At 48.9% G+C, this 23,804-nt stretch carries 19 protein-coding genes and 1 tRNA gene; 5 read left to right on the top strand and 15 right to left on the bottom strand.

What is annotated here, in order from left to right; translation table 11 throughout:
* A partial coding sequence (locus tag RN22_RS19005) for a VCBS domain-containing protein (RefSeq protein ID WP_046306732.1) occupies positions 1-4,844 on the top strand: 4,844 nt, incomplete at its 5' end.
* 513 nt (positions 4,845-5,357) lie between these two features.
* Here the strand turns inward: RN22_RS19005 and RN22_RS19010 are convergent.
* Positions 5,358-5,445, bottom strand: a tRNA-Ser gene (locus tag RN22_RS19010).
* 204 nt (positions 5,446-5,649) lie between these two features.
* Here RN22_RS19010 and RN22_RS19015 point away from each other — a divergent pair.
* Positions 5,650-6,225, top strand: coding sequence for a UPF0149 family protein (locus tag RN22_RS19015; RefSeq protein WP_046306733.1), 576 nt, complete (start codon positions 5,650-5,652; stop codon positions 6,223-6,225).
* Positions 6,226-6,372: 147 nt separating this feature from the next.
* Positions 6,373-7,758, top strand: coding sequence for an ATP-dependent RNA helicase DbpA (dbpA, locus tag RN22_RS19020; RefSeq protein WP_046306735.1), 1,386 nt, complete (start codon positions 6,373-6,375; stop codon positions 7,756-7,758).
* A gap of 65 nt (positions 7,759-7,823) precedes the next feature.
* Here dbpA and RN22_RS19025 read toward each other — a convergent pair whose 3' ends face one another.
* Complete coding sequence (locus RN22_RS19025) at positions 7,824-10,325, bottom strand: CoA transferase (RefSeq protein ID WP_046306736.1); 2,502 nt, start codon at positions 10,323-10,325, stop codon at positions 7,824-7,826.
* 148 nt (positions 10,326-10,473) lie between these two features.
* Complete coding sequence (locus tag RN22_RS19030) at positions 10,474-11,400, bottom strand: LysR substrate-binding domain-containing protein (RefSeq protein ID WP_002538431.1); 927 nt, start codon at positions 11,398-11,400, stop codon at positions 10,474-10,476.
* A 500-nt stretch (positions 11,401-11,900) separates the two neighbouring features.
* Between RN22_RS19030 and RN22_RS19035 the strand changes: the two genes are divergently transcribed.
* Entirely contained in the window at positions 11,901-13,061 is a 1,161-nt protein-coding gene (locus RN22_RS19035; protein WP_046306738.1) for an iron-containing alcohol dehydrogenase, read from the top strand.
* An 11-nt stretch (positions 13,062-13,072) separates the two neighbouring features.
* Complete coding sequence (locus RN22_RS19040) at positions 13,073-14,566, top strand: CoA-acylating methylmalonate-semialdehyde dehydrogenase (RefSeq protein WP_046306741.1); 1,494 nt, start codon at positions 13,073-13,075, stop codon at positions 14,564-14,566.
* Between the two features lie 44 nt (positions 14,567-14,610).
* On the opposite strand, the gene RN22_RS19045 is transcribed toward RN22_RS19040, so the two are convergent.
* From RN22_RS19045 to cydB, 12 genes are all read right to left on the bottom strand, one after another.
* Positions 14,611-15,468, bottom strand: coding sequence for a bile acid:sodium symporter family protein (locus tag RN22_RS19045; RefSeq protein WP_046306743.1), 858 nt, complete (start codon positions 15,466-15,468; stop codon positions 14,611-14,613).
* A gap of 71 nt (positions 15,469-15,539) precedes the next feature.
* Positions 15,540-16,601 carry a quinolinate synthase NadA gene (nadA, locus tag RN22_RS19050; protein WP_039849941.1) on the bottom strand — a complete coding sequence of 354 codons (1,062 nt, stop codon included), beginning with the start codon at positions 16,599-16,601 and terminating at the stop codon, positions 15,540-15,542.
* A 166-nt stretch (positions 16,602-16,767) separates the two neighbouring features.
* Entirely contained in the window at positions 16,768-17,502 is a 735-nt protein-coding gene (gene ybgF / locus RN22_RS19055; RefSeq protein ID WP_046306744.1) for a tol-pal system protein YbgF, read from the bottom strand.
* Positions 17,503-17,517: 15 nt separating this feature from the next.
* Complete coding sequence (gene pal, locus RN22_RS19060; RefSeq protein WP_002538438.1) at positions 17,518-18,039, bottom strand: peptidoglycan-associated lipoprotein Pal; 522 nt, start codon at positions 18,037-18,039, stop codon at positions 17,518-17,520.
* Between the two features lie 33 nt (positions 18,040-18,072).
* Positions 18,073-19,425: a Tol-Pal system beta propeller repeat protein TolB gene (gene tolB / locus RN22_RS19065; protein WP_046306746.1), complete on the bottom strand. Its 1,353-nt coding sequence runs from the start codon at positions 19,423-19,425 to the stop codon at positions 18,073-18,075.
* Between the two features lie 9 nt (positions 19,426-19,434).
* On the bottom strand, positions 19,435-20,532 hold the full coding sequence (tolA, locus tag RN22_RS19070; protein WP_046306761.1) for a cell envelope integrity protein TolA: 1,098 nt from the start codon (positions 20,530-20,532) through the stop codon (positions 19,435-19,437).
* 8 nt (positions 20,533-20,540) lie between these two features.
* Entirely contained in the window at positions 20,541-20,987 is a 447-nt protein-coding gene (tolR, locus tag RN22_RS19075) for a protein TolR (protein ID WP_002538441.1), read from the bottom strand.
* Positions 20,988-20,990: 3 nt separating this feature from the next.
* Entirely contained in the window at positions 20,991-21,677 is a 687-nt protein-coding gene (tolQ, locus tag RN22_RS19080) for a protein TolQ (RefSeq protein ID WP_046306749.1), read from the bottom strand.
* Positions 21,667-22,080, bottom strand: coding sequence for a tol-pal system-associated acyl-CoA thioesterase (gene ybgC / locus RN22_RS19085; protein WP_046306750.1), 414 nt, complete (start codon positions 22,078-22,080; stop codon positions 21,667-21,669). Before ybgC ends, tolQ begins: the two co-directional genes overlap by 11 nt.
* A gap of 166 nt (positions 22,081-22,246) precedes the next feature.
* Positions 22,247-22,531 (bottom strand): cyd operon YbgE family protein, encoded by a 285-nt coding sequence (locus RN22_RS19090; protein ID WP_002538444.1) that lies wholly within the window; start codon positions 22,529-22,531, stop codon positions 22,247-22,249.
* A gap of 10 nt (positions 22,532-22,541) precedes the next feature.
* Entirely contained in the window at positions 22,542-22,652 is a 111-nt protein-coding gene (cydX, locus tag RN22_RS24795; protein ID WP_039849945.1) for a cytochrome bd-I oxidase subunit CydX, read from the bottom strand.
* A 15-nt stretch (positions 22,653-22,667) separates the two neighbouring features.
* Positions 22,668-23,804 (bottom strand): cytochrome d ubiquinol oxidase subunit II, encoded by a 1,137-nt coding sequence (gene cydB / locus RN22_RS19100; protein ID WP_046306752.1) that lies wholly within the window; start codon positions 23,802-23,804, stop codon positions 22,668-22,670.

Genomic DNA, 23,804 nt, shown 5'->3' on the forward strand with positions numbered 1-23,804 from the left:
CGGCCAGCTACACCTTGACCCTGTCGGAAGCGCCAACCGCTGATTTCACCGTGACTATCGTCGTGGCTCACAAGACCACGGAAGATGGCGATGTCACCCCGGTGACCCGTGATGTCGTGATCGCTGCAGGATCGCTATCGCAGTCGTTTACTGTTGACACTTTGGATGACAGCCTGAACGAATCCGCCGATGAGGATGTCTTTACCGTCTCGGTGAATGCGACCTCCGGCGGTGATTTTGAAGCGCAGCCATCGGCCCCGGCAGCCGTCGAAACCACCATCAATGACGGCACCACCACGGATGCGCCGACCTTAACCCTGACTGGCGATGCCTCTGTCAATGAAGGCGAAGCGGCCAGTTACACCTTGACGCTCAGTGAAGCGCCAACGGCGGACTTTACCGTGACCATCGTCGTGGGTCATAAGACCACCGAAGATGGCGATGTCACGCCGGTGACCCGCGATGTCGTGATCGCAGCAGGCACCACGTCCACTGACTTTACGGTTGATACCCTGAACGACAGCCTCAATGAGTCGGCGGATGATGATGTGTTTACCGTCTCGGTGAATGCCACCTCCGGCGGTGACTTTGAGGCGCAGCCATCGGCCCCAGCTGCAGTGGAAACCACCATCAATGATGGCACCACCACGGATGCGCCAACCCTGACACTGACGGGCGATGCCTCAGTCAACGAAGGCGAAGCGGCCAGCTACACCCTCACCCTGTCAGAAGCGCCAACGGCTGACTTTACGGTCACTGTGGTCATTGGTCATAAGACCACCGAAGATGGCGATGTCACGCCGGTGACCCGTGATGTGGTGATCGCTGCGAACACCACTTCCATCGATTTCACCGTCGATACGCTTGACGACAGCCTGAATGAATCCGCCGATGATGATGTGTTTACCGTCTCGGTGAATGCTACCTCTGGCGGTGATTTTGAGGCGCAGCCAAGCGCACCGGCAGCCGTCGAAACCACCATCAACGATGGCACCACCACGGATGCGCCAACCCTGACATTGACGGGCGATGCCTCAGTGAATGAAGGCGAAGCGGCGAGCTACACCTTGACGCTCAGTGAAGCGCCAACCGCGGACTTTACGGTCACTGTGGTGATTGGTCATAAGACCACCGAAGATGGCGATGTCACGCCTGTTACACGTGATGTCGTGATCGCTGCAGGATCGCTATCGCAGTCGTTTACTGTTGACACTTTGGATGACCAGCTTGTCGAACTGTCTGATGATGATGTTTTCACCGTGTCAGTCAGTACAACATCCGGAGGTGGTTTTGAAGCACAACCTACACAACCAAGCGCACTTGAAACCTCTATCACAGACAATGATACCGCAGCACTGATTGAGGATATTGGTGACCAATCTGTCTCCGGTGCGTTACAAATCTTCGCAGCCGACGGTGTTACCCCTATTGAGTTTGGAGACACAACGACATCTGGAAGCTATGGCCAACTCGCGCTAGTGAACGGAGCATGGACTTACACACTGGATGCCAATGCGCAGACGTTGGATGAAGGAGAAGTCGTCAGCGATACCATTACATTAACTGCGACCGACGGTTCGACACACCAAATAACAATCTCGATCACTGGTACAGAAGATGCTCCAGAAGTAACAGGTACCCTGACTGGCAGTGTGGACGCAGTAGGCTTCTATCTTGATGCAGGCAATGCCGAGAGCTTGACGGCAGAGGGAGCGGCTATCTCAGGCCCTACCAATGCGGGCTGGACAACAACATCAACCACAATCAATGGCGTGCCCTATGTTGTCTCAACCCAATGGGGCATCAGCGTTTCTACCTTCATTTATAAGGTCAACAATGATGGCTCGCTCACTGAAACGGACCGAATTACCTACGACCAAGCTACCGATACTGTAACCACCAGTTCTGGTGGAGATATCACAGCAGACTTAGTCGCACTGGGTATCAATCCAGGATCGTTAGGGAACGGGTTAACTCAATCCAACATATCGGATATTGATGGGAGCCCAACACTGTTTGTCACTTCCCAAAATAGCCATTCACTGACAGCTTGGGAGATAGCCACAGATGGAACGCTGTCGATAAACGGTGGCGTGAGTAATATTACCGCTACTGATGGGCTTAGCTATATCAGAGAAAACGTGGTATTCGAAGGTGAAGATGGCACAGAGTATGTGTTTGTCGCACGCCCTGGGACAGATAACATCTCCACATTAACTTATGATCCAATTAGCGGCGATTTTACTAACCTCAATCGCGCCGTGTTTGGTGGGGATCTTGTATCCTCTATCGACATATATACAGACAATAACTACAACACTTGGCTGGTCGCTTCTTCCAATGACCAAGTGCGTATTTACAGCGTCAATGCGACAGATGGAACGCTGACATTTGTTGATTCAGAATCAGTGACTGTAGGCAGCGGCAACTCAGCTAACTTTTATGAAACCAGCGATGGGCGCCTCTATGCCATTTACACAAATACGTCTTCAGATGTCGCAACCATCTATGAGGTAGGAAGCACAGGTAATTTAACCCTCACTGATACTGTTTCTGGAGCAGGGCATTACTTCTCCTCAGCAAACTATATTGACGGAGAACCAGTGTTTGTCATGCCAAGTACTAGCGGTGGCGTTGACCTTTACACTATCGACAACAGCGGTAGCTTTGTACTGCAATCCACAATCACCGATATTAGCGGTGACCGAACCCCTCCCGTAATCGTTCAGACTCAAGATGGCTCTTATTATCTGGTAGATGCTGACGGAAACACGGCAACGGTAAAACTAAATATTGGAAATCAGGAAGAAATTACCGTATCAGGCTCAATTGCGATCTCCGATATCGATACCAATGATCAACCAGCGTTCCAGAATGCTGTGGTGGAAGGCAAATATGGGACATTGGAGCTTATTGACGGCAACTGGACGTATACACTTGATAAGGACAAGGCATCCAGTCTGGACAACGATGAAGTGGCTCAGGATATCATCACTCTGACCGCCACGGATGGAACGACACAAGACATTGTTATTGATGTTACCGGGCACCAACCGTTTGAACAGTCTGTTCAGGGAACCAATACTGACAGTGTTATCGTTAATTTGTCGCCTGACGCCGCATCACCAGGTTTTGAGGAAGATCCATCTGACGGCACCGTTTCATTCTCTTTGGCAGACTTCACGTCCGATACGGTGGATGACGCAAACAGTGGAGATTCCCTAACTACCTCAATCAACATCACTTCTCTGCCAGATAATGGTACGCTTTACTATCTTGATACCAATGGAAACCCAATCGCCGTTTCTGTTGGAGACACATTACCGGACGATACCAATTTCGTCTTCGAACCAGATAAAGTCAGCAAAACATTTGCCGCTTCTGACATTACGAGCTCCACCCAAACCACAATTGTCACTGACGGCATGACGGTGTCTGGAGGTACTTTCTCGGGCACTAAACCTGACCTAGGCAGCACCATCACAGATGCGCCTGTCGTTTGGGAATTCCAAGCAGGTGAAGCTGGTATCGGGATCGGGAACGATAGAGAGCTAGATTCTTCCAACAAAGAAGTGATGACTTTTGAGTTTACCAGTGGGCTTGATGTCACAAGCACTGACATTGTTGTTGCCAGTGCATTTGGAAACTTCTCAGATACTCGCCCAGCGAACGCTACCGTTAATTTTATCGCATTGAAAGACGGTCAGATTGTTAACGAATTTACCTTCGCAAACGTCTGGGAAGCGTCAGGGCTAACGGGTAATGCGACGCTTAATATTAGTGATGCCAATGGCTATGATGAATTGCGGATGTATATCTCTGCATCCGCCAACAGTAACCTCACTGTTACCAGCGTTTCGACTACTGCAGTAGATACCACAGATACGTCATTTACCTATACAGCTATCAACTCTTTAGGCAATGAGAGTGACGTCGCGACTGTGACATTAGGAGACGCCATCAGCGACACTGCTGAGCCAAGAACAGCGCCAACAGCCTCCGGCACACTGCTTCTCGCAGATTCCAACGGCGCAACCACAGGGATATTCCCAGATACGACAGAACAAGGTCAGTATGGCTCGGCGCAACTGGTCAATGGCACTTGGACATATACCTTGGATCCAACCCGTCTGACAGATATCCCAGAGGGAGAAACGCTTCAAGACACCATCACATTCACTGCCAATGATGGCACGACATCAGACATCCACATTGTCATCGGTGAATCAGGCACCAACATATCGTCTTTCTACGCCACCAGCGCCACTGAAGGACTGAATAATTTGGTCGATCTTAGCCAAACTTCAGCGTTCGGCACTGATGGAGATGATCTTCTGTCAGGGCTTGGGGATGATGACATCATGCTTGGACTTGCCGGCAATGACACTCTTAATGGCGCTGCTGGTAATGATGCGCTGGATGGAGGCATCGGCGATGATATTCTCATCGGCGGTAAAGGAGACGACATTCTGTTTGGTGGAGCAGGCAATGACACATTCGCTTATATGTCTGGCGATCAAGGGACTAGCAGTTTACCCGCCCAAGATCTCATCGCAGACTTTGATACAGCATTAGACCGTTTAGATCTTGCTGATCTTCTGCAAGGAGAAAGCGAAACCAACATTGGGGATTATCTTTCTGTCTTTGATAACGCTAATGGAGAAGCGGTTATCAACATTGTTTCGACAGGTGCAGACACTGACCAGACGATCACCCTAGATAATATCTCTGTTACAGACTTAGCCTCGGCCTATGGTGTCGATTCGACGGGTCTGAACAACGATCAAATGAGTTCCGCTGTCATCGATGCAATGATCACACAGTCGAAAATTATCATCGACTAATGTTTCCATAATCCATTGAAAAGCCAGCGATTAATCCGCTGGCTTTTTCATACTGCGAATAAATGGCCATTTCTTAACACCGATGTAACTTTATGCAGACTTACCCACCACTAAACCTCGCAAATAAAATATAAAACACCATTCATTTAATATTGATGAAAGTCACAATATTGTGCATAATTTGCGCAACAAATCATCACGAGGTACCTACTGTGTCAAACAAGATCGCCGCTAAAATTTCGAACTATGCACCACTGTTCATCCTGATGGGTGTAACGACAGCTTTCACGCTGATGAATGCAATGTACTGGGGCGGTGTGCTTTAAGGCACAATAAGTAGCAAATGGAGTGCTAGCCTCCTACAGGACGATATTCGAGAAACCCGGCATAAGCCGGGTTTTTGTTTGTCTGGGGTATTGAAAGGTGAATCTGAACCGTTTCGAGCGAGAAAACTCCATCTTTTCAGAGCCCAGAAACGAGAAAACCCGAGCATCTCTGCTCGGGTTTCGAATGTGGCGGTGAGTGAGAGATTCGAACTCTCGATACGTTGCCGTATACACACTTTCCAGGCGTGCTCCTTCAGCCACTCGGACAACTCACCAAACTGTTTGTCGGACTTCTCGTCCCAACGGGGCGCTACTATAGGGAAAGAGGCCTAGAGCGTCAATAATATTTCTGAAAAAAGCGCGCAAGTGGCTATCTTTCAAGCGCTTTGGTTCAGTATTGAACTCGAAACCGCATTTCTCTCTCAGAAATCTCCGCACACTGCTAGAATAAGCAGCTCAATAGGAAAAGAGAGTTTTTCATGTCTATCTCGCTATCGCAATTTATTACCGAAAACGGATTGGAGCCAAAGCTGCTTTCCGCCATGCAAACAGAAGGCTTTGTGACTGCAATGGCTGCAGCCCCACACCTTATCGACCCAAGCGAATGGCTTGCATTCATGTGGGGTGGTGAAGAAGAAGCGCCGTTCGGTAGCCATGAACAACTTGAGCAATACGCCAACATCATCGTTGAAATGTGGAACGAAAAACGTGGTGCACTATTGTCTAACGAATGGCAGTGGCCGGAAGCCTGTGCACTGAGCGAAAGCGAAATCGTGAACGAAGCGACGCGCGAATACTGTGAAGGCATGCTGCAGGGCTGGACCCTGTGCCGTGATGACTGGGAAACGCTGATGCCTGAAGACTCGCAAGAAAATGCACTTCTGGGCGGCGTGCTACTTTCTATCAGCCTGCTGTTTGACCCCGAGTCTGCGCTGGCAGTCATGGAAGAACAAGGTGCTGCAGAACTGGCACAGTTTGAGGAAGTGTTCAATGGCATGCCGGTGATGCTTTGTGGCCTGACGATGCGTGCTTTCCAGATGGCCGAAGCACAATAACTCCCCTGCTCTTCCCTGAATTGTCTAAAGCGGTCATCGACCGCTTTTTTATTTCAAAGTTTTCGCGCAGTTTTCAACCATTCCTGATATAGTCGCGCCCCTGAATTTACTCGCCGCTAAAACGGCACTGACAACGAGACTCTCCCTGTGACGAATCAAGTATTCTCAACACTTCCGTTGAAAGATGAATTGCTTTCTACACTCAATGACATTGGCTACAAAACCATGACGCCAATTCAGGCCCAGAGCCTGCCTTCCATACTTGATGGGAAAGATGTCATCGGTCAGGGTAAAACAGGTTCAGGCAAAACAGCGGCTTTTGGTCTTGGATTGCTGAACCGGCTCAACGTTAAACGTTTTCGCGTTCAATCACTAGTGCTCTGCCCTACCAGAGAGCTGGCCGATCAAGTCGCCATTGAAATCCGCAAGCTGGCACGTGGCATTCATAACATCAAAGTGCTGACACTGTGTGGCGGTGTTCCTATGGGTCCGCAAATCGGCTCACTGGAGCATGGTGCTCACATTATCGTGGGTACACCTGGCCGTATCCTGGACCACATGGAAAAAGGCCGCCTGTCTCTGGAAGAAGTGAATACACTGATTCTGGATGAAGCAGACCGCATGCTAGAAATGGGTTTCCAACCTGCGCTCGATGCTATTTTTGACCAAGTACCTTCTGACCGTCAGACACTGCTGTTCAGTGCTACTTACCCGGCGCAAATCCAAAGCATCAGCAAGCAAATCATGGCAAACCCAGTGATGGTGAAAGTGGAATCAAACCACGACGACACCAGCATTACCCAACATTTCTACCGCTGTGCCAACAACCGCGAGCGTATGGAAGCGCTTCAGCTTCTGTTGCTGAAGCATCAGCCAGAAAGTGCGGTAGTGTTCTGTAACACCAAGCGCGACGTGAAAGACGTGGCTGCAGTACTGGATAACGAAGGCTTCTCTGTGGTAGCGCTGCATGGCGACTTAGAGCAACGCGACCGCGACCAAATGCTTTTGAAGTTTGCTAACAAGAGTACCAACATCATGGTGGCAACAGACGTTGCTGCGCGTGGTTTGGACATCGAAGCCCTAGATGCGGTGATTAACTACCATATGGCATTTGATACCGAAGTGCACATTCACCGCATTGGCCGCACTGGCCGTGCAGGCAGCGAAGGTGCGGCGTATACCTTCTTCGGTGATGAGGATGGATACCGTGTTGCATTGCTAGAAGATCATCTTGAGCGTGACATCAAATCTTCAGCACTGCCAGATTCCAGCGTATTGAACAATGTGCCACGCACACCTGCCATGGTGACGCTTCACATTGATGGTGGTAAGAAAAGCAAGGTTCGCCCTGGTGATATTCTTGGCGCATTGACCGGTGAGGATGGTATTGAAGGTAAACAAGTCGGCAAAATCAAAGTCACCGATTACCGTTCTTATGTTGCCGTTGAGCGCAGCGTGGCGAAGAAAGCCTTGAAGAAACTCTCCAGCGGGAAAATCAAAGGTAAAACCTACCGCGTTTGGCAACTTCGCTAAACCAAGTAAAATGATAAAAGCCGTCTTATGACGGCTTTTTAGTCTCTGTAATCTGTACCTAGGAATCAGCTTGGCAGGAATTCTTCTGACCAGCCATCACTCACAATACCTTTGTCTATCAAACTCTGGATATCTGACTCACCAAATCCTAGCTCACCTAACACTCTCCGGCTAGAGCGCCCGAAACGTTCAGTTTGCGGAGCTGCAATAATCTTTGCTTCTTTTGGACGAATCGAATAGTGATCAACCATAGTCGTGACGTAGCCGCTCGGATGTTCGTCATGGGTCGAAAACGCATAGCTGCCAGAATCAAACCCAACCTGTCCATCTTGTGGACGGCTATAACGCTTTCTTAGCCATTCAATGCTACGTGTTTGCGCTGCCGCAACATCTAACTGGGACAGTTTATTCAACCAAACATCGTTGGGCTTACGTTTAAATTGATTCGCAAGCATGGCCTTACGCCCTGCCTCGTCGCATGTAGAAATACCTCGGAGCTCTTCAAGCATTTCGAGTTTATTGATATCGGCTTCCGTCGCATCAAGATATAGCCAGCCATCATGAGTTTGATAGAAGTGCGACAAGGCATCATAACCCAACGCTTCGCGACCAGATGGCTCGTCCCGCGGCGGCGCACCTTCATAATCATGACTGTATTTAATCTGCGCAAGATTGGTTGTCGATGACAATGACGTTCTGGGACGCAGCACTTGTCCTGTTTTCGCCCGCGCATACAAAGCGACCGACATCGCAAGCCCAGCAGCGAAGCCACAATTTACATCCAGCGTTCCAAGATGAGCATGTTCTTCCGGTGTTTCCGCGCCGCCAAAGCGGGTCATGATGCCACTGTTCGCTTGAATGATATCGTCATAGCCAATGTAATCCGTTTTCTCTCCCCGCTTAGGCCCTCCAAGACAATCCAAGCGGCAGAAAATCACGTCTGGGTTAATCGCTTTTAAGCGCTCTTCATTCAAACCGAGAGGTTCAACCTGGCGTGAAGGCGCATTGATAACGACGATATCGCAGGTCTTCACCAAAGCTTCGAAAATGGGTTTGCCTTCGTCAGTCAGCATATCGAGCAGCAAGCTCTTCTTCCCGATATTGGAGAGATAGCTGAAGAACACACCAATCAGCGGATCATACATTGGCTTGGTCGGATCCAGCTTGATAACCTCTGCCCCAAATCGTGACAAAAACGCAGTGGAATGTGGCCCTGCAATAACGTTTGTCAGATCGAGAACACGGACGCCTTTGAGCCATTGGCGGTCCGGCTCGACGTTGGGTGAGAGCTCATAGTTTCTATGCAGTCCTGCTTGGCTAAAAAGCCTTTCAGCATCCTGATATTCGGCAAATTTCCGTGGTTCTATGTCGCATAGTTCTTCACCCAACTCTTCAAACCACACCAAAGGGCCTGGTTGTTTCATCACGCCATATTCAGGATCATTCACTTCTACGATAAGCCCGCTCTCCAACGAATAAGGCGCATTGACCCACTCTTGCGTCGAGCGGTGCGGCGCGCCAGGAATACCTCCTTCACCAAAGAGCTTGCCCCACTCTTCAGATGTTTTGGTGATGAAAACACGCTTCATTTTCTCAGATATTTTGGCAGCCCAGTTCGCAGGTAAAGGGTAAACACCAATGGACGTTTCAGCTTCCCATTGAGAATGAGGAAGATAGAGGTTTTCCACGTCTGGTAGACCTTCGGCAACCAGCTCATCATATATTCCAGCAAGCTCAAGGCAGCGACGCGCGTGGTTACGGTGTGACGGACAGACGACATAGAAATAGCGGCCATCTTTGCACTTGTAGGTACGATAAAAGGGGTCGAGGTATTCCTGAAGCTCATCATAGGTGACATCCATGGGGAGCCCTGCTTCGCGGCGACGGGTAATCTCTTTTTCCCGCATGGTGTGGTAGCGCTCTGGCATACCCTCAATATTGATGGAGTTGTAAGAGAGCCCTTCCATCAGCGCAGCAGCCACTGGCACTTCAATATGATCTCCTTGGCCACTTTTTTCTCTTTCAAACAACGCCAGAGAAACACCACTTGCCGCCAACATGGTAGCGTAAGCAGAACCCAGCGTGAGTGGGGAAAAGCTAGGGTCGCACCCCATTAATACCCGGTTGTAACCCATATCGGTAAAGGCACCGGAAGAAGCAGCAATCACAGCTTCTGTTGCTTTCCATTGTTTGCGTAGTTGGTCATTTGATGCAAAGCCAGGCAGAGAAAGCGTAATCAAGCTGGGGGTTGTTTCACGCAGGGTGTCTAAATCGATACCCAGCTTCTTCATCGTGCCAGGACGGAAGTTTTCGATGATTACGTCAGCCTGTGAACACAAGGACAAAGCCCTATCGAGATCCAAGCCAGATTTTAGGTCCAGCCGAATATTGGTTTTATTCCGATTAAGAACAGCGTTGGCCGAATGTTTCCAAAGTGGTCCGTTAGGCGGGTCAACATGAACCACATTGGCCCCCAAGTCGGCAAGGATCATGGCGACGGCTGGGCCAGAAACATACTGACCAAAATCGACAACATTTAGACCTGAAAACGGCAATGCATTTCTCATTTATCTCGCTCCTTGCTAAAGAGACATAATCATTGAATGAGAACCACCGAGAGGTGAATTCATTGCCGGATGTTAATAACTTTAAACTTTATCGACCATTAATTTAAATTTGGTCTCATCATAAAATTTTTAATGCACCCAGGGGTAACTAGTTATAAAGCGGGCGATGTATGCTATTTATTTCATCGTTATTAACCTCTTCCATTACCCAGTCAATAAACGCTTCGGAATGAGGATGTAAGAAACGGGATTTATGATTAACTAAATAGAAAGCTTCTGTTGTTAAGACTTCATGCTCAAATAAGGAGATAAGCTTTTCACTTTCGAAATACCCTTGAAGTAAGCTACTCCTCCCCAAAACTATACCACCGCCGTTAGCCGCCACTTCAAAGGCATTGATTAAAGTATCAAACTGACTGCCAAGGTTAAAATCGGTGTATGGCATACCAATCGACTGAAACCATCTATTCCAGCCGTCTTCGTAACCGATAACGTGTATCAGATTTTCATTGACGATATCTTCAGGGACGGGCTTTCCTTGGAAACGGGAAGCGTAGTTTGGGCTGCAAACCGGTTGGAGCAGATCCCATGTAAGCCGGCGAGCTTCATACTGCTGCCATCGGCCGTTGCCGTAGATGATCTCGAGATCACAATCAGGCGCCTTCTGTTGGCTATTCACCCAAATATTGCTGGTAATCTTCAGGTTGATATCCGGGTACCGCTCATAAAAATCGGGCAAACGCGGAGCAAGCCAGTTAACAAAAAAGACAAGATTAACTCTAACATTCAGTAGCTTATTTCTTCCCTTACCAAACAGCTCGTCAGTCACCTCATTCATTTTCTCAATAGATTCATGAAGCACAGGTAAGTACGCCGCGCCTGCTTCGGTCAACTCTAAACCTCTCGGCAACCTGACGAAAAGCATAGTACCGAGCTGGCTTTCCAGTGCTTTGATCTGCTGACTCATAGCGGCCTGCGTTATGTGTAATTCCTGTGAGGCATGGGTAAAGCTAAGATGCCTTGCCGCAGCTTCAAACGACCTAAGCCAGTTCAGCGGAGGTAGCCGTTTCTTCATGTATTGTGTTCCTTGCATCACGTTAAAACCAACAGGTTTTTTTGAGAGAAATCCACCTTACCGACATCAAAAAGTGCCGACTTTTCATTTTTATAAACTCACTATTTACACCTAATCAACACAGAAAGAAATGGTCAGAATGTAAAAATAGTGACACACAGCTTTAATGCATAATTATTTTTATACCAATGGCTATAAATTTATTAATTGATGGAAAGCATTGGATTATGAAAGGTTACTAACCTAGGTTAAACATGCTCACTTACCTAAATGCGACATATATAAGTCGCAAATAAGTAAATTTAAAACGTCGGCAAATCAAATCAATAAAAAGTCATAGTTTTATTAATTTTATAGCGTTTTAAAAAGGAGCATCTCAATGAGTTCAGCGGTTAATTCTATATAGGGAGACGATATTTTCGTCGCACTTAGTTCCCAGTGCGGCTCTGCAGAGCAGCGCTACCCGGAAAACCAGATACCAATACAATAGGAGCCTTAAAATGAGCACTTCAGTTGCTATGCCACGGATGATGGAATTCGGCGAAGACGCAACCAAACGTCTGCCGGATATCGTGAAAGGATTTAATGCTTCTCGTGTACTGATCCTGACTGACAAAACCATGGTTCAGATGGGCTATGCCGCCATGGTGACAGAACTGCTGTCGGAAGCTGGGATTCAAAGCCATATCTACGCTGACACCATTCCAGAGCCAACCTCACAATCGATTGAAGAAGCGGTCTCCGTAACACGCGATAGTCAAACCGACTGTATTGTCGCCCTTGGAGGCGGCAGCGCCATAGACAGCGCCAAAGCGATCAGCATGCTTGCCAGCCACGGCGGCATCATGCGTGATTACAAAGCGCCTCGCATCGTTAATGAAACCGGTATTCCGGTGATAGCCATTCCAACCACAGCGGGTACTGGTTCGGAAGTCACCAAGTTCACCATCATCACGGACTCCGAGACCGATGAAAAGATGCTGTGTATTGGCCTCGGCTTTCTTCCTGTCGCTGCTTTGGTGGACTACAAGTTGACCATGTCCCTGCCTCCCCGCATCACCGCAGACACGGGGATCGACGCACTTACTCATGCCATCGAAGCTTACGTGAGTAAGAAAGGAAATCCATTCAGTGATTACAATGCGTTGGAAGCGATGCGCCTTATCGCACCAAACCTACGCAAGGTCTATCACGATGGCCAAAATATAGAAGCCCGTCAGAAAATGATGATGGGCTCCACGCTCGCAGGCATTGCCTTCTCCAATGCCTCAGTTGCCTTGGTTCACGGTATGAGTCGACCTATCGGTGCGTTTTTCCATGTACCACATGGATTGTCCAATGCCATGTTGCTACCAAGTATTACCGCCTTTTCCATTCCAGCTTGCCCTGAACGTTACGCACAATGCTCGAAAGCAATGGGATTGGTTGATGAGTCTGCCAGTGTTGAGGAAGCCAATAGCAGCCTGCAACAAGAGTTGCTGGCACTCAATGAAGAACTGAAAGTCCCCTCTTTGGAAGAGTTTGGTGTCGTAAAAGATGATTTTGACGCCGTGCTCGACACCATGATTCAGCAGGCTTTTGGGTCCGGTTCTCCAGGGAATAACCCAAGAGTGCCAACTGAAGACGAGATGAAAACGCTCTACACCAGCCTCTGGAAATAGGAGAAAGATAAATGACGGATATTGGGCATTTGATCAACGGAGAGATCAGAGAAACTTGTTCCAGAAAGCAAGCAGTGTACAACCCAGCAACGGGTGAGCACGCAAAGGATGTATTGTTAGCGCCTGTTGAGTTGGTAGATGAAGCGGTCGACATCGCAAACGCTGCATTCCCTGAGTGGCGCAACACACCTGCCATTAAACGTGCACGCATTATGTTCCGTTACAAGCAGCTTCTCGAAGACAACATGGAAACCATTTGTCGGCTGATTGGTGAAGAGCACGGGAAAATTCAGCATGACGCAATGGGCGAGCTTCAACGTGGTATCGAAAATGTCGAATATGCTTGTTCCGCAACAGAACTGTTGAAAGGTGAGTTCAGCAAAAACGTCGGCGCAGGTATCGACTCTTGGTCTGAGCACCAGCCACTCGGTGTCGTTGCAGGTATTACCCCCTTCAACTTCCCCGCCATGGTGCCGCTGTGGATGTTCCCTATGGCTTTGGTTTGCGGTAACTGCTTTATCCTCAAACCGTCTGAACGCGACCCCAGCGCAGCATTATATATCGCTGAATTGCTAAAAGAAGCAGGATTGCCGGACGGTGTCATGCAGGTCATTCAAGGCGATAAAACCGTGGTAGACAGACTGCTGGAAAGCAAAGGCATTGAAGCTGTTAGCTTTGTTGGCAGCACACCAATTGCGCAATATATCTACGAGAAAGCGAGTCAGTCCGGCAAGCGCTGTCAGGCTCTTGGCGGTGCAAAAAATCACGCGATTGTCATGCCAGATTGCGATATGGAAAACGCGGTTAATCAGCTGATTGGTGCTGCATTTGGATCTAGCGGAGAGCGCTGTATGGCGCTGTCTGTGGCAGTAGCTGTCGGTCATGACGCGGCGAACAGATTAGTCGGCAGTCTCGCAGAGAAGCTTTCATCACTGCGCGTTGGACCTTTCTATGACAACGGCAACGATTTTGGTCCCGTGATCACTCAAGAGCACAAAGAGAAAGTCGAAGCTTACATCGCTTCTGCTGCAGAAGATGGCGCGAGACTCGTGGTTGATGGACGAAACCCTCATGTTGAAGGCTATGAAAATGGCTTCTATGTGGGTGCAACACTTATCGACAATGTTCGACCAGACATGGTCAGCTATCAGGAGGAGATCTTTGGCCCTGTGCTACAGGTCGTTCGCGTGAATTCCATGGAAGAAGCCATGACACTCATCAACGATCATAGATATGGCAACGGCACCTGCATCTTTACCCGTGACGGTGAAGCGGCGCGTTACTTCTCTGATCATATCAAGGTGGGTATGGTCGGGATCAACATTCCCCTGCCCGTTCCTGTGGCTTATCACAGCTTTGGCGGTTGGAAGCAATCACTCTTTGGTGACCTTCATGCGTATGGGCCTGACTCAGTGAAGTTTTATACCCGACGTAAAACCATCACCCAACGTTGGCCATCAGCCAGTGTGCGTGAAAGTACTTCTTTCTCTATGCCGACGCTGTAATTTGAAAACACAAGGCAAAAAGAGCTGCCGACGGCAGCTCTATTTTAAGCCATTACAGAGTCTTGCCTGCGTTTATTCAGCACAATCAATATCACAGCTGGAATATTCATCAACACTCCATAAAGCAAAGGCGTCAATGCCAGTTCAGGCTGTTGAAGTTGAACCACCGCCACAAATATCGCAGTGCCCGCATGCTGAATACCGACCTCAATGGCAAAAGTTCGTGTGAGCTTTCTATCGCCTGAAAACAGCTTTGACACGGCAACACCCAAACCCATTCCCAACAAACACAGTAACAGCACCATCACGGATGCAACGGAGAACAATTGAGAGAACACGGCCGTGTTAGCAGCCAGCGTCAGTGCCACAGTAAAGAACAGCGCCCACAAAGCTGATTTGCCTGCCAAAACAGAGAAGCGTGTAAACCCTTCACCTTTCATAAAGTGATTGAGTAACATACCAATAGTCACTGGTAACAAAGTGACAGCGACAAGCTGAAGGATGGCCGTTTTTACAGGGATCACTGTAGAAACATCTGAGAGCACCAAAGGCAGCATCAAAGGTAAGCTGAAAGGAATAATCAGACTGCTGACTGCTGTCATGGTGATAGAGAGCGCCGAGTCACCGCCCGCCAAATGACTTATGGCGTTGGAGGAAGCCCCACCTGGAGCCAGCGCCAAAATCCAAAGACCCACAGCGACCACTTCTGGCAATGCAAAAACATGAATGAGGATGTAGGCAATTAGCGGCAAGCCAACAAGCTGCGCCGTTAACCCAGCTGCAATTTTTCCCGGGAACTCCACCACGCGTTTGAAATCAGCCAATGACAAGGTAATGCCGACACAGAACATCATCCAAGCCAGTGCGATTGGAAGCCCTATGATTAACATTGCTTGTGCCATGTTTATTCCTCAATGTTTGAAAACAAAAAAGGCGAACATCATGCCCGCCTTTTGAATAACTTTCTTTGACCTTACGCGTTGCCTTTAACCTGCAACTGCAGAGAAGCAGCAAAATCCAGCATACGGTTCAGAGGGATAAGAGATTTCACTCGGATTGCTTCATCAACGAAGATTTCATGCTCTTCACCACCTTCACGCAATGCCAGTTCGATGGCCTTCAAGCCGTTCATTGCCATCCAAGGACAATGTGCACAGCTTCGGCATGTTGCACCGGCACCAGCGGTTGGCGCTTCAATCAGCTCTTTCTCCGGCACCATCTGCTGCATCTTGAAAAAGATGCCTTTGTCAGTCGCGACCACCAGTTGCTTGTTTGGCAACTCTTTTGCAGCTTTGATCAGTTGACTGGTTGAACCGACAGCATCTGCAAGCTCTACAACACTGGCTGGGGATTCTGGGTGAACAAGAATCGCAGCGTCTGGGTAGACCGCTTTCATGTCTCTCAATGCTTTCGCTGAGAATTCGTCATGCACCACACATTCGCCTTGCCAAAGCAGCATCTCTGCACCGGTCTTATTCGCGATGTATGAGCCTAAATGGCGGTCAGGACCCCAGATAATTTTCTTATCTTCAGCGTCGAGATGCTCAACGATTTCCAGCGCGATAGACGAAGTGACTACCCAATCCGCACGGGCTTTAACAGCTGCAGAAGTATTGGCGTAAACCACAACCGTATGGTCAGGGTGAGCATCGCAGAATTCGGTGAAGCGATCTTCTGGGCAGCCCAAATCCAATGAACACTCTGCTTCAAGCGTTGGCATCAGAACCGTTTTTTCCGGAGTAAGGATTTTGGCGCTTTCGCCCATAAAGCGAACGCCAGCAACCAGAAGGGTCTTAGCAGGATGTTTGTTACCAAACTTCGCCATTTCCAGAGAGTCACCAACGAAACCACCGGTTTCTTCGGCCAGCGCCTGGATTTCAGGGTCGGTATAGTAGTGAGCAATCATCACTGCATCTTTTTCCTTAAGCAGTTGCTTGATGCTCGCGATGTAGTCAGTTTTCTGTTGCTCGGACAAGGCCTCCGGCTTCGGAGGGAAAGGATATACTGTCTCTGCAGTATTAATAATCTGGCTCATCAACTTACTCAGATTTGGCTTCCAATCCGGTCATTATACCCAGCTTGGTATCGAGTTTTCATCTTTTATGACGCTAAAGCGTAATATCAATTACACCCAAGTTGATTCATTTAGATATAAGAAAGCCAGCAATCATGCTGGCTTTCTTGAGTGACACTTTTAGAACTTATTGGCTCAACTGCTTCTCAGCTTGTTTTGCCGTGGTTGTGCCAGGGTATTCCTTCACAACTTTCTCAAAGAGGGTTTTGGCTGTTGCCGCATCTTTCTGGCGGTCAGCAATCATGCCCAACTTCAACAGTGCATCGGCACGTTTGCTTGATTTGGCAAACTGGCTAACGGCAGTGAAGTTTTTCTTCGCATCGTCTAACTGGCTTTTAGAGAAGTACAACTGTCCCAGCCAGTAGTGTGCGTTTGGCTTGTAAATTGACTCAGGGTATTTCGCCAAGAATGCGTTGAACGCTTCTGTCGCGCCTGCGTAGTTTTTCTCTTTCAGGATGAGATTGACTGCCGCATCATATTCCGCATTCTCAGACTGATTCGCAGAGTATTTTTCCGTTGAAGCATTTTCTTGAGGCTTAGCTTCAACAGCAGGTGCCGGTTTCGCATTTCTCAGCGAATCAATCTCGCGGTAGAGATCGCGCTGACGTTCCAGCATCTGATTTAATTCGTAATTGTTTCTTTCGACCGTGCCACGCAACTCATCGAGTTCGCTCGCCATCTGGTCAAGTTGGCGCTGCATGTCGATTTGCATCTGGTTTCGAGCTTCCAGCATTCGCTCCAAGCGCTCAACAGAGCTACCACTACCGCCCAACTCAGTCACCGGAGCAGGTGCGGCAGCCACAGGGGCTGCCGCACTCACCAGTAACGCCAGCGATAGAGCACGCAAAGTGTTACTGTTCATAAGATTTACCTTTAATTAGTAAACCAGAACCGCACGACGGTTCTTCGCGTAAGCTTCTTCACCCTGGCCAAGAACCAGTGGCTTTTCTTCACCGTAGCTTACGATAGAGATTTGAGATGCTGGTACGCCCAGTGCTTGCAGGTACTTAGCAACTGCATTTGCACGACGCTCGCCCAGCGCGATGTTGTACTCAGGAGTACCACGCTCATCTGCGTGACCTTCTACAACTACTTTGATGTCTGCGTTAGCGCGCAGGAATTCTGCGTGTGCATCCAGCATATCTTCAAACTGTGGAAGAACAGAGTAGTCGTCGAAGCTGAAGTAAACGGTTTGAGACTGACGCAATTCGTTGTTACGGATCTCTTGCTCAGTCAGGCCGCCTTGACCGCCATCAACTGGAGTCACAACAGTAGTTTGTGAACCGTTGTTCGTTTCGGTGCCAGTGCTGTCGGTAGAGCTGTCGCTTGAGCTACATGCCGCCAGAGTAAACATAGGCAGCGCTACAGCCAAACCCTTAAGTACTTTATTAACTTGCATCTTGTTTTCCTTATATCAAATAAGCGCAAATATTTATTGGAACGGGGACCATGCTGGGGCTCTCACCCGGCCATTGGTAGCTGGTAGTCTCGCTTTGAAGCGTCCATCAATGGACACCAAAGAAAGCACGTTATTACGCCCGTAAACTGAGCTGTAAATGACCATACTGCCGTTTGGCGCAAGGCTTGGAGATTCATCCAACATAGTTTTCGTTAGAATCTCAACAGCACCCGTTTGCAAATCTTGTTTTGCAATGTTGTAGCCTGAGTCCGAGCGGTGAACCATCACCAGGTATCTACCATCCGGGGTAAGTTGACCGCCGAGGTTCTGGCTACCTTGCCAAGTAATCCTATTGGTAGAACCATCGGCTAAATTTACTCGATAAATCTGTGGTTTACCACCCCGGTCTGAGGTAAAGATCAAAGACTGCCCGTCTGGATCCCAGAATGGTTCGGTGTTATTCGCACGGCCTTTAGTGATCTGGTCCATCTTGCGGGTCTTCAAATCCAACACGTAAACCTGAAGGCTGCCAGTTTTCGACAGTACCATCGCCAGTTTGCTGCCGTCCGGAGAGAAGCGTGGCGAACCGTTGTGACGTGGGAATGACGAAATCATTTCACGTTCACCGGTGTAGATATTCATCAGGAAAATCTGTGCCTGACCGTTCTCGAAACTCACGTAAGCCAACTGCTTGCCGTCAGGCGACCATGCTGGCGACATCAGTGGTTGCTTGGAACGAAGTACCAACAATTCGTTGTAGCCATCGTAGTCCGCAATACGAAGTTGGTAAGGATGTTCCGCTTTGTCGTCGATAACCACGTACGCAATGCGCGTCAGGAATGCCCCTTTTTCGCCGGTTAGTTTCTCGTAAACCAAATCGGAAATGCGGTGCGCATACTGGCGAAGCTGTTTGTCACCAACCACTTTGCGGTTATTCAACAACAGATGATCTTTAGTCAGCACCAATTCGCCAGTTGTAGACAGCCCTTTGCTCTGACCGCCAGTTAACTGGCCGCGAACGATATCAATCAGTTGATAATTGATGAGGTATTTGCCGTCAGCGGTTGGGCTGATGGTGCCTGTTACCAACGCATCCACCCCCATTGCAGTCCAGTCATTAAAGTCCACCTGCTCATCGTTGTATGGCGTTTGTGGCATTTTGTCGGTTGGTACTGGGCTAAACTTGCCGCTTCGCTGTAAATCCGAAGCAACGACCGCTGAAACATCCGTAGGAAGCTTGCCCTCACCTTCCCATTTGAAAGGAACAATGGCAATTGGGCGCGCGGAGCTAATACCGTCTGTAATGACAATTCTTAATTCAGCATACGCTGATGGTGCGAAAGCGATGATAAGCGCTATGGCACTGAATAGAATTCGTTTGAACATAAATACCCTTTATTGCTCTGGCCTGAACTCAAAAACAAACTCTAAAAATTGCTTTTTAACGTCTTCGTCTTCAGGCATTGGAAACGTACCTACTTCGAATATCGCTGAACTTCCTATGCGACAAGCAATTGAGTCGCCTTTGAGCTCTTGAACATCCAAAACAAGACCTGTTCTGGAAAGCTTCAACCTTAAATCACATATTTGACCGCTAGGCACAGCGTCTTTGTTGTACTTACTCGAGATACTTTGAGTGAAGATGCCTATGTAACGTGCAACCTCATCATTCACAAAACGTCCTCGAGCCGAATCGCGCGTGGCAGATTCCGACTCGAGACCGCTAAAAAGCTCGTTGAGGGCAGCCTCCTGCTCTGCCTGCTTACGCTTCGCTTCTGCTGCTTTGCGCTCAGCTTCTTTACGCGCAGCTTCGGCTTTGCGGGCTTCCTCCTCGGCTTTTTTCTTCTCGGCTAACTTACGCTGGCGTTCTTCTTCCGCTTTGCGTGCTTCTTCTTCAGCACGCTGCTTTTCAGCCAGTTTACGTTGACGTTCTTCCTCAGCTTTACGCTGCTCTTCAACGGCGCGTTGGCGGTCTGCTTCTGCTTTCTTCGCCGCTTCTTCCGCTTTGCGTTGCTCCTCTACGCGACGAACACGCTCAGCTTCGGCTGCAGCCGCTTTTTCCTGAGCAATACGTGTAGCTTCTTCGGCTTTGCGCTGTTCTTCAGCGGCTTTTTTCTTGGCATCAGCAATACGCTTGCGCTCGACTTCCGCTTCACGGGCCTCTTTTTCAGCAGCCAGTTTTTCTGCTCTCAACTCACGCAGGCGTTTTTCTTCCTGCTCACGCTGCTGCTCAAGCAAATCAGCTTGCTGTTCCAAACGACGGAGACGATCGTCTTCCTGACGCTTGGCTTCATCCCGCTGCTGGCGAATTTTTCTCGCCTGCTCGTTCACCACACTTGGGTCTATAACGACAGCTTCAATGCTTTGCCCTACAGGTTGGTGCGAGACTTTCGTAAAGTCCGCCCCCCAAAGTAAGCCACCGAATAATGCAGCATGCAGCAATACAGAAACGAAAGTTGCGCCCGTGTAACTCGACTTCTGAGTTTTCTTCATTCCATCTCTCATGAATCAAGCGGTTCCGTCATCAAGCCGACTGATGAAACCCCAGCTTGGTTCAATGCATCCAAGGTGAGAATGATTTCTGAATACGGCACGCGCCCATCACCGCCAACAAGCACAGGTGATTTAGGGTTAATTTCTAGCTCTGCCTTCACGCGGATAAGTAGATCCTGAAGTGACAGACCGCGTTGCATGTCTCCGTTATTCACGGAAAGTCCCAAACCGCCGTTCTGATCAACTTCTACGATAATAAACGCGCCGCTGTCTTCTTCTTTTGCAAGCTCCGCTGCCGTTTTAGCATTCGATGTTTGTGGAAGATCCACATCCACACCCTGCGTCACGAAAGGCGCTGTCACCATGAAGATAATCAAGAGTACCAACATCACGTCAATGTATGGCACCACGTTGATTTCGGCGTTCATTTTCCGCCGTTTACGCTGGTAAGGCATGCATTACTCCTTCGGTGAAGCAAACGCCTGACGGTGAAGAATGCTCGAAAACTCTTCCATGAAGTTGATGTAGTTGTTCTCAAGCTTGCCCACTTTCGCAGTAAATCGGTTGTACGCCATCACCGCTGGGATAGCAGCAAACAGACCCATTGCAGTTGCGACAAGTGCTTCCGCGATACCCGGTGCAACCATGGCTAGGGTCGCTTGCTTAACAGCGCCCAGCGCAATAAATGCGTGCATGATGCCCCAAACCGTACCGAAGAGGCCGATGTATGGCGTGATTGAACCGACCGTTGCAAGGAATGGTAGATTGGTTTCCAACGATTCCACTTCTTTAGAGAGAGAAACGCGCATGGCACGGGAGGTGCCTTCCATCACCGCTTCTGGTACTTTGCCGTTGCTACGGTGAAGACGGGCAAATTCTTTAAAGCCAGAGTAGAAGATTTGCTCACTGCCTGACAGGTTGTCTTTGCGAGCCTGCACTTCCTGAAACAGTTGAGACAAGTCCATCCCGGACCAGAATCTGTCTTCAAAACGCTCCGCTTTCGATGACGCTTCTGAAAGCACCTGCGAACGCTTAATGATCATTGCCCAAGACACGACAGACATGCCCAGCAGAACCAACATGACTGCTTTAACCAGCAGACTCGCCTGCAAGAACAGATCAAGAATTGAAAGTTCAGCGCTCACTTAAAATCTCCGATTGAATCGATTTAGGGATGGATTTCGGCTTCATTTTCTCAGAATCGACACAGGCTACCTTAACGGTGGCACGACACAACACATCGCCTTCTGAATTCACCAAATCTTGACAGAATGTGAGGGTCGCCCGACGAACTTCAGGTACCGTTGTTTGAACGGTAAGTTCTTCGTCAAGCCTTGCGCCTTTGAGGAAATCGATGTCCATATGACGTACGACAAACGCCGTATGTTCTTCAAATAACGTATGTTGATGGACACCAATGCTGCGCAGAAGTTCTGTTCTCGCACGCTCGAAGTATTTGAGATAGTTCGCATGATAGACGATCCCACCAGTATCGGTGTCTTCGTAGTAGATGCGAACAGGCCAGCAGAACGGATGGAGACTCCTCATCCTGATAATTACCTGAAATCCATAGTAAGGTTTAGCGAAATACTATAACTGACTTACTCAGTGTAATAAAAGCACCAAGCGACGAGGCTGGTCACGAATGGCGCAAAATAAAACAGCCCAGCTGTTTTAAGCCGGGCTGTCGGTAACAGAGTGTTACAACGGGATGTCAAAGAAATGCTTTTACAAGCACAAAACTCATCACTACCCACGCAAACGGTGGAAAGAAAACGAGCTGCCAAAGCCAGAATCGTGGTTTGAACGCCATACCGTGGATCATTCCGGTACAGGTTGCCCAAATCAGTGCAGGACCATTGGCAACAGTGAAGCCGCCAATCTTATCTGCGAAAGTCTGAGGATCCCACATGACTAACCCGCCGCACGTTAGCGCCATTGCCAGCGATAACAGCATGAGCACACGGATATGAAGACGGTCATGCAGACCGTCTAGCATAGTCGTGAACTTATTCTTCACTGTCACGATCCATGGCTTCAGTGTGTTCTAACCAAAGCGCATTGATAATACCGAACGAGCACGCCAGCAATACACCCAGAATCCAAGCGAAATACCACATGGTTAACTCCTTCTCTTAGTACAGTGAGGTTTTGTTTTCTTCGATGAACTTGTCATCAAGACGGCCGAACATCTTGTAGTAACACCATGCGGTGTAAGACAGGATGATTGGCACCATCACAATCGCTACGCCCGTCATAATGTTCAGCGTCAACTCGCTCGACGTCGCATCCCACATTGTTAGGCTGTGATCTGGGAACAAGCTAGAAGGCATCACGAATGGGAACATCGCAAAACCTGCCGTCAAAATCACACCCGCAATTGCAAGGCTGTTGAACAAGAACGCAAAACCGTCACGCTCGAAACGTGCACATACAGCAACCAACAGTGGCATAAATACCGCCAACGCCGGTGCAGCCCACAGTAGCGGGTAAGCTTCGTAGTTATTGAACAGTGCACCGGTTAAGGTCATCACTTCTTTGTTCAATGGGTTCGACGTTGCATTGGTCATGATTTCGCTGGTGATCACATAGCCTTCAATGCTTTGCGCCCAGAAGCCAGCAAGTGCAAAACATACTGCAGTCAGAATCGCTGAAATCTGCGCCACGTTACGTGCACGAACGTGCAGCGCATCAGTGGTTTTCATCTGAAGGTAAGTCGCGCCTTGCGTCACGATCATGAACAAGCTGACCAAACCACATAGAATCGCAAATGGATTCAGCAGGCCAAAGAAAGAACCACGGTAAGTTGGGATCAGGAACTCGTTCAGTTCAAACGGTACACCTTGCAGCAAGTTACCAAATGCCACACCAAAGATGATTGGCGGCACGAAACTACCCACGAAAATGCCCCAGTCCCAGCTTTTACGCCAGCGTGGGTCTTCAATTTTCGAACGGTAGTCAAAACCAATTGGACGGAACCACAAAGCCGCCAGTGTCAGAATCATCGCCAGGTAGAAACCTGAGAACGACACTGCATAGACCAACGGCCACGCTGCGAACAGCGCACCACCCGCGGTGATCAACCAAACTTGGTTACCATCCCAGTGAGGCGCAATGGAGTTAATCATCACGCGGCGCTCGTTATCGGTTTTACCAATAACTGGCACCAGCGCGCCGACACCCATATCAAAGCCATCGGTAATCGCGAAGCCGATCAGCAGAACACCAATCAGTGCCCACCAGATCAGACGTAGAATCTCGTATTCAAACAT

Source organism: Grimontia sp. AD028, assembly GCF_000973155.1.
GTDB classification, from domain to species: domain Bacteria; phylum Pseudomonadota; class Gammaproteobacteria; order Enterobacterales; family Vibrionaceae; genus Enterovibrio; species Enterovibrio indicus.

What these genes read in the sequence shown, in the direction of transcription:
- RN22_RS19045 (WP_046306743.1), bottom strand. Translation starts at nt 15,468, where the DNA reads ATGGCACAAGCAATGTTAATCATAGGGCTTCCAATCGCACTGGCTTGG.
- tolA (WP_046306761.1), bottom strand. Translation starts at nt 20,532, where the DNA reads ATGAAGAAAACTCAGAAGTCGAGTTACACGGGCGCAACTTTCGTTTCT.
- cydB (WP_046306752.1), bottom strand. Translation starts at nt 23,804, where the DNA reads ATGTTTGAATACGAGATTCTACGTCTGATCTGGTGGGCACTGATTGGT.
- ybgC (WP_046306750.1), bottom strand. Translation starts at nt 22,080, where the DNA reads ATGAGGAGTCTCCATCCGTTCTGCTGGCCTGTTCGCATCTACTACGAA.
- ybgF (WP_046306744.1), bottom strand. Translation starts at nt 17,502, where the DNA reads ATGAACAGTAACACTTTGCGTGCTCTATCGCTGGCGTTACTGGTGAGT.
- pal (WP_002538438.1), bottom strand. Translation starts at nt 18,039, where the DNA reads ATGCAAGTTAATAAAGTACTTAAGGGTTTGGCTGTAGCGCTGCCTATG.
- tolR (WP_002538441.1), bottom strand. Translation starts at nt 20,987, where the DNA reads ATGCCTTACCAGCGTAAACGGCGGAAAATGAACGCCGAAATCAACGTG.
- cydX (WP_039849945.1), bottom strand. Translation starts at nt 22,652, where the DNA reads ATGTGGTATTTCGCTTGGATTCTGGGTGTATTGCTGGCGTGCTCGTTC.
- nadA (WP_039849941.1), bottom strand. Translation starts at nt 16,601, where the DNA reads ATGAGCCAGATTATTAATACTGCAGAGACAGTATATCCTTTCCCTCCG.
- RN22_RS19040 (WP_046306741.1), top strand. Translation starts at nt 13,073, where the DNA reads ATGACGGATATTGGGCATTTGATCAACGGAGAGATCAGAGAAACTTGT.
- tolB (WP_046306746.1), bottom strand. Translation starts at nt 19,425, where the DNA reads ATGTTCAAACGAATTCTATTCAGTGCCATAGCGCTTATCATCGCTTTC.
- RN22_RS19030 (WP_002538431.1), bottom strand. Translation starts at nt 11,400, where the DNA reads ATGAAGAAACGGCTACCTCCGCTGAACTGGCTTAGGTCGTTTGAAGCT.
- RN22_RS19025 (WP_046306736.1), bottom strand. Translation starts at nt 10,325, where the DNA reads ATGAGAAATGCATTGCCGTTTTCAGGTCTAAATGTTGTCGATTTTGGT.
- RN22_RS19090 (WP_002538444.1), bottom strand. Translation starts at nt 22,531, where the DNA reads ATGCTAGACGGTCTGCATGACCGTCTTCATATCCGTGTGCTCATGCTG.
- RN22_RS19035 (WP_046306738.1), top strand. Translation starts at nt 11,901, where the DNA reads ATGAGCACTTCAGTTGCTATGCCACGGATGATGGAATTCGGCGAAGAC.
- RN22_RS19015 (WP_046306733.1), top strand. Translation starts at nt 5,650, where the DNA reads ATGTCTATCTCGCTATCGCAATTTATTACCGAAAACGGATTGGAGCCA.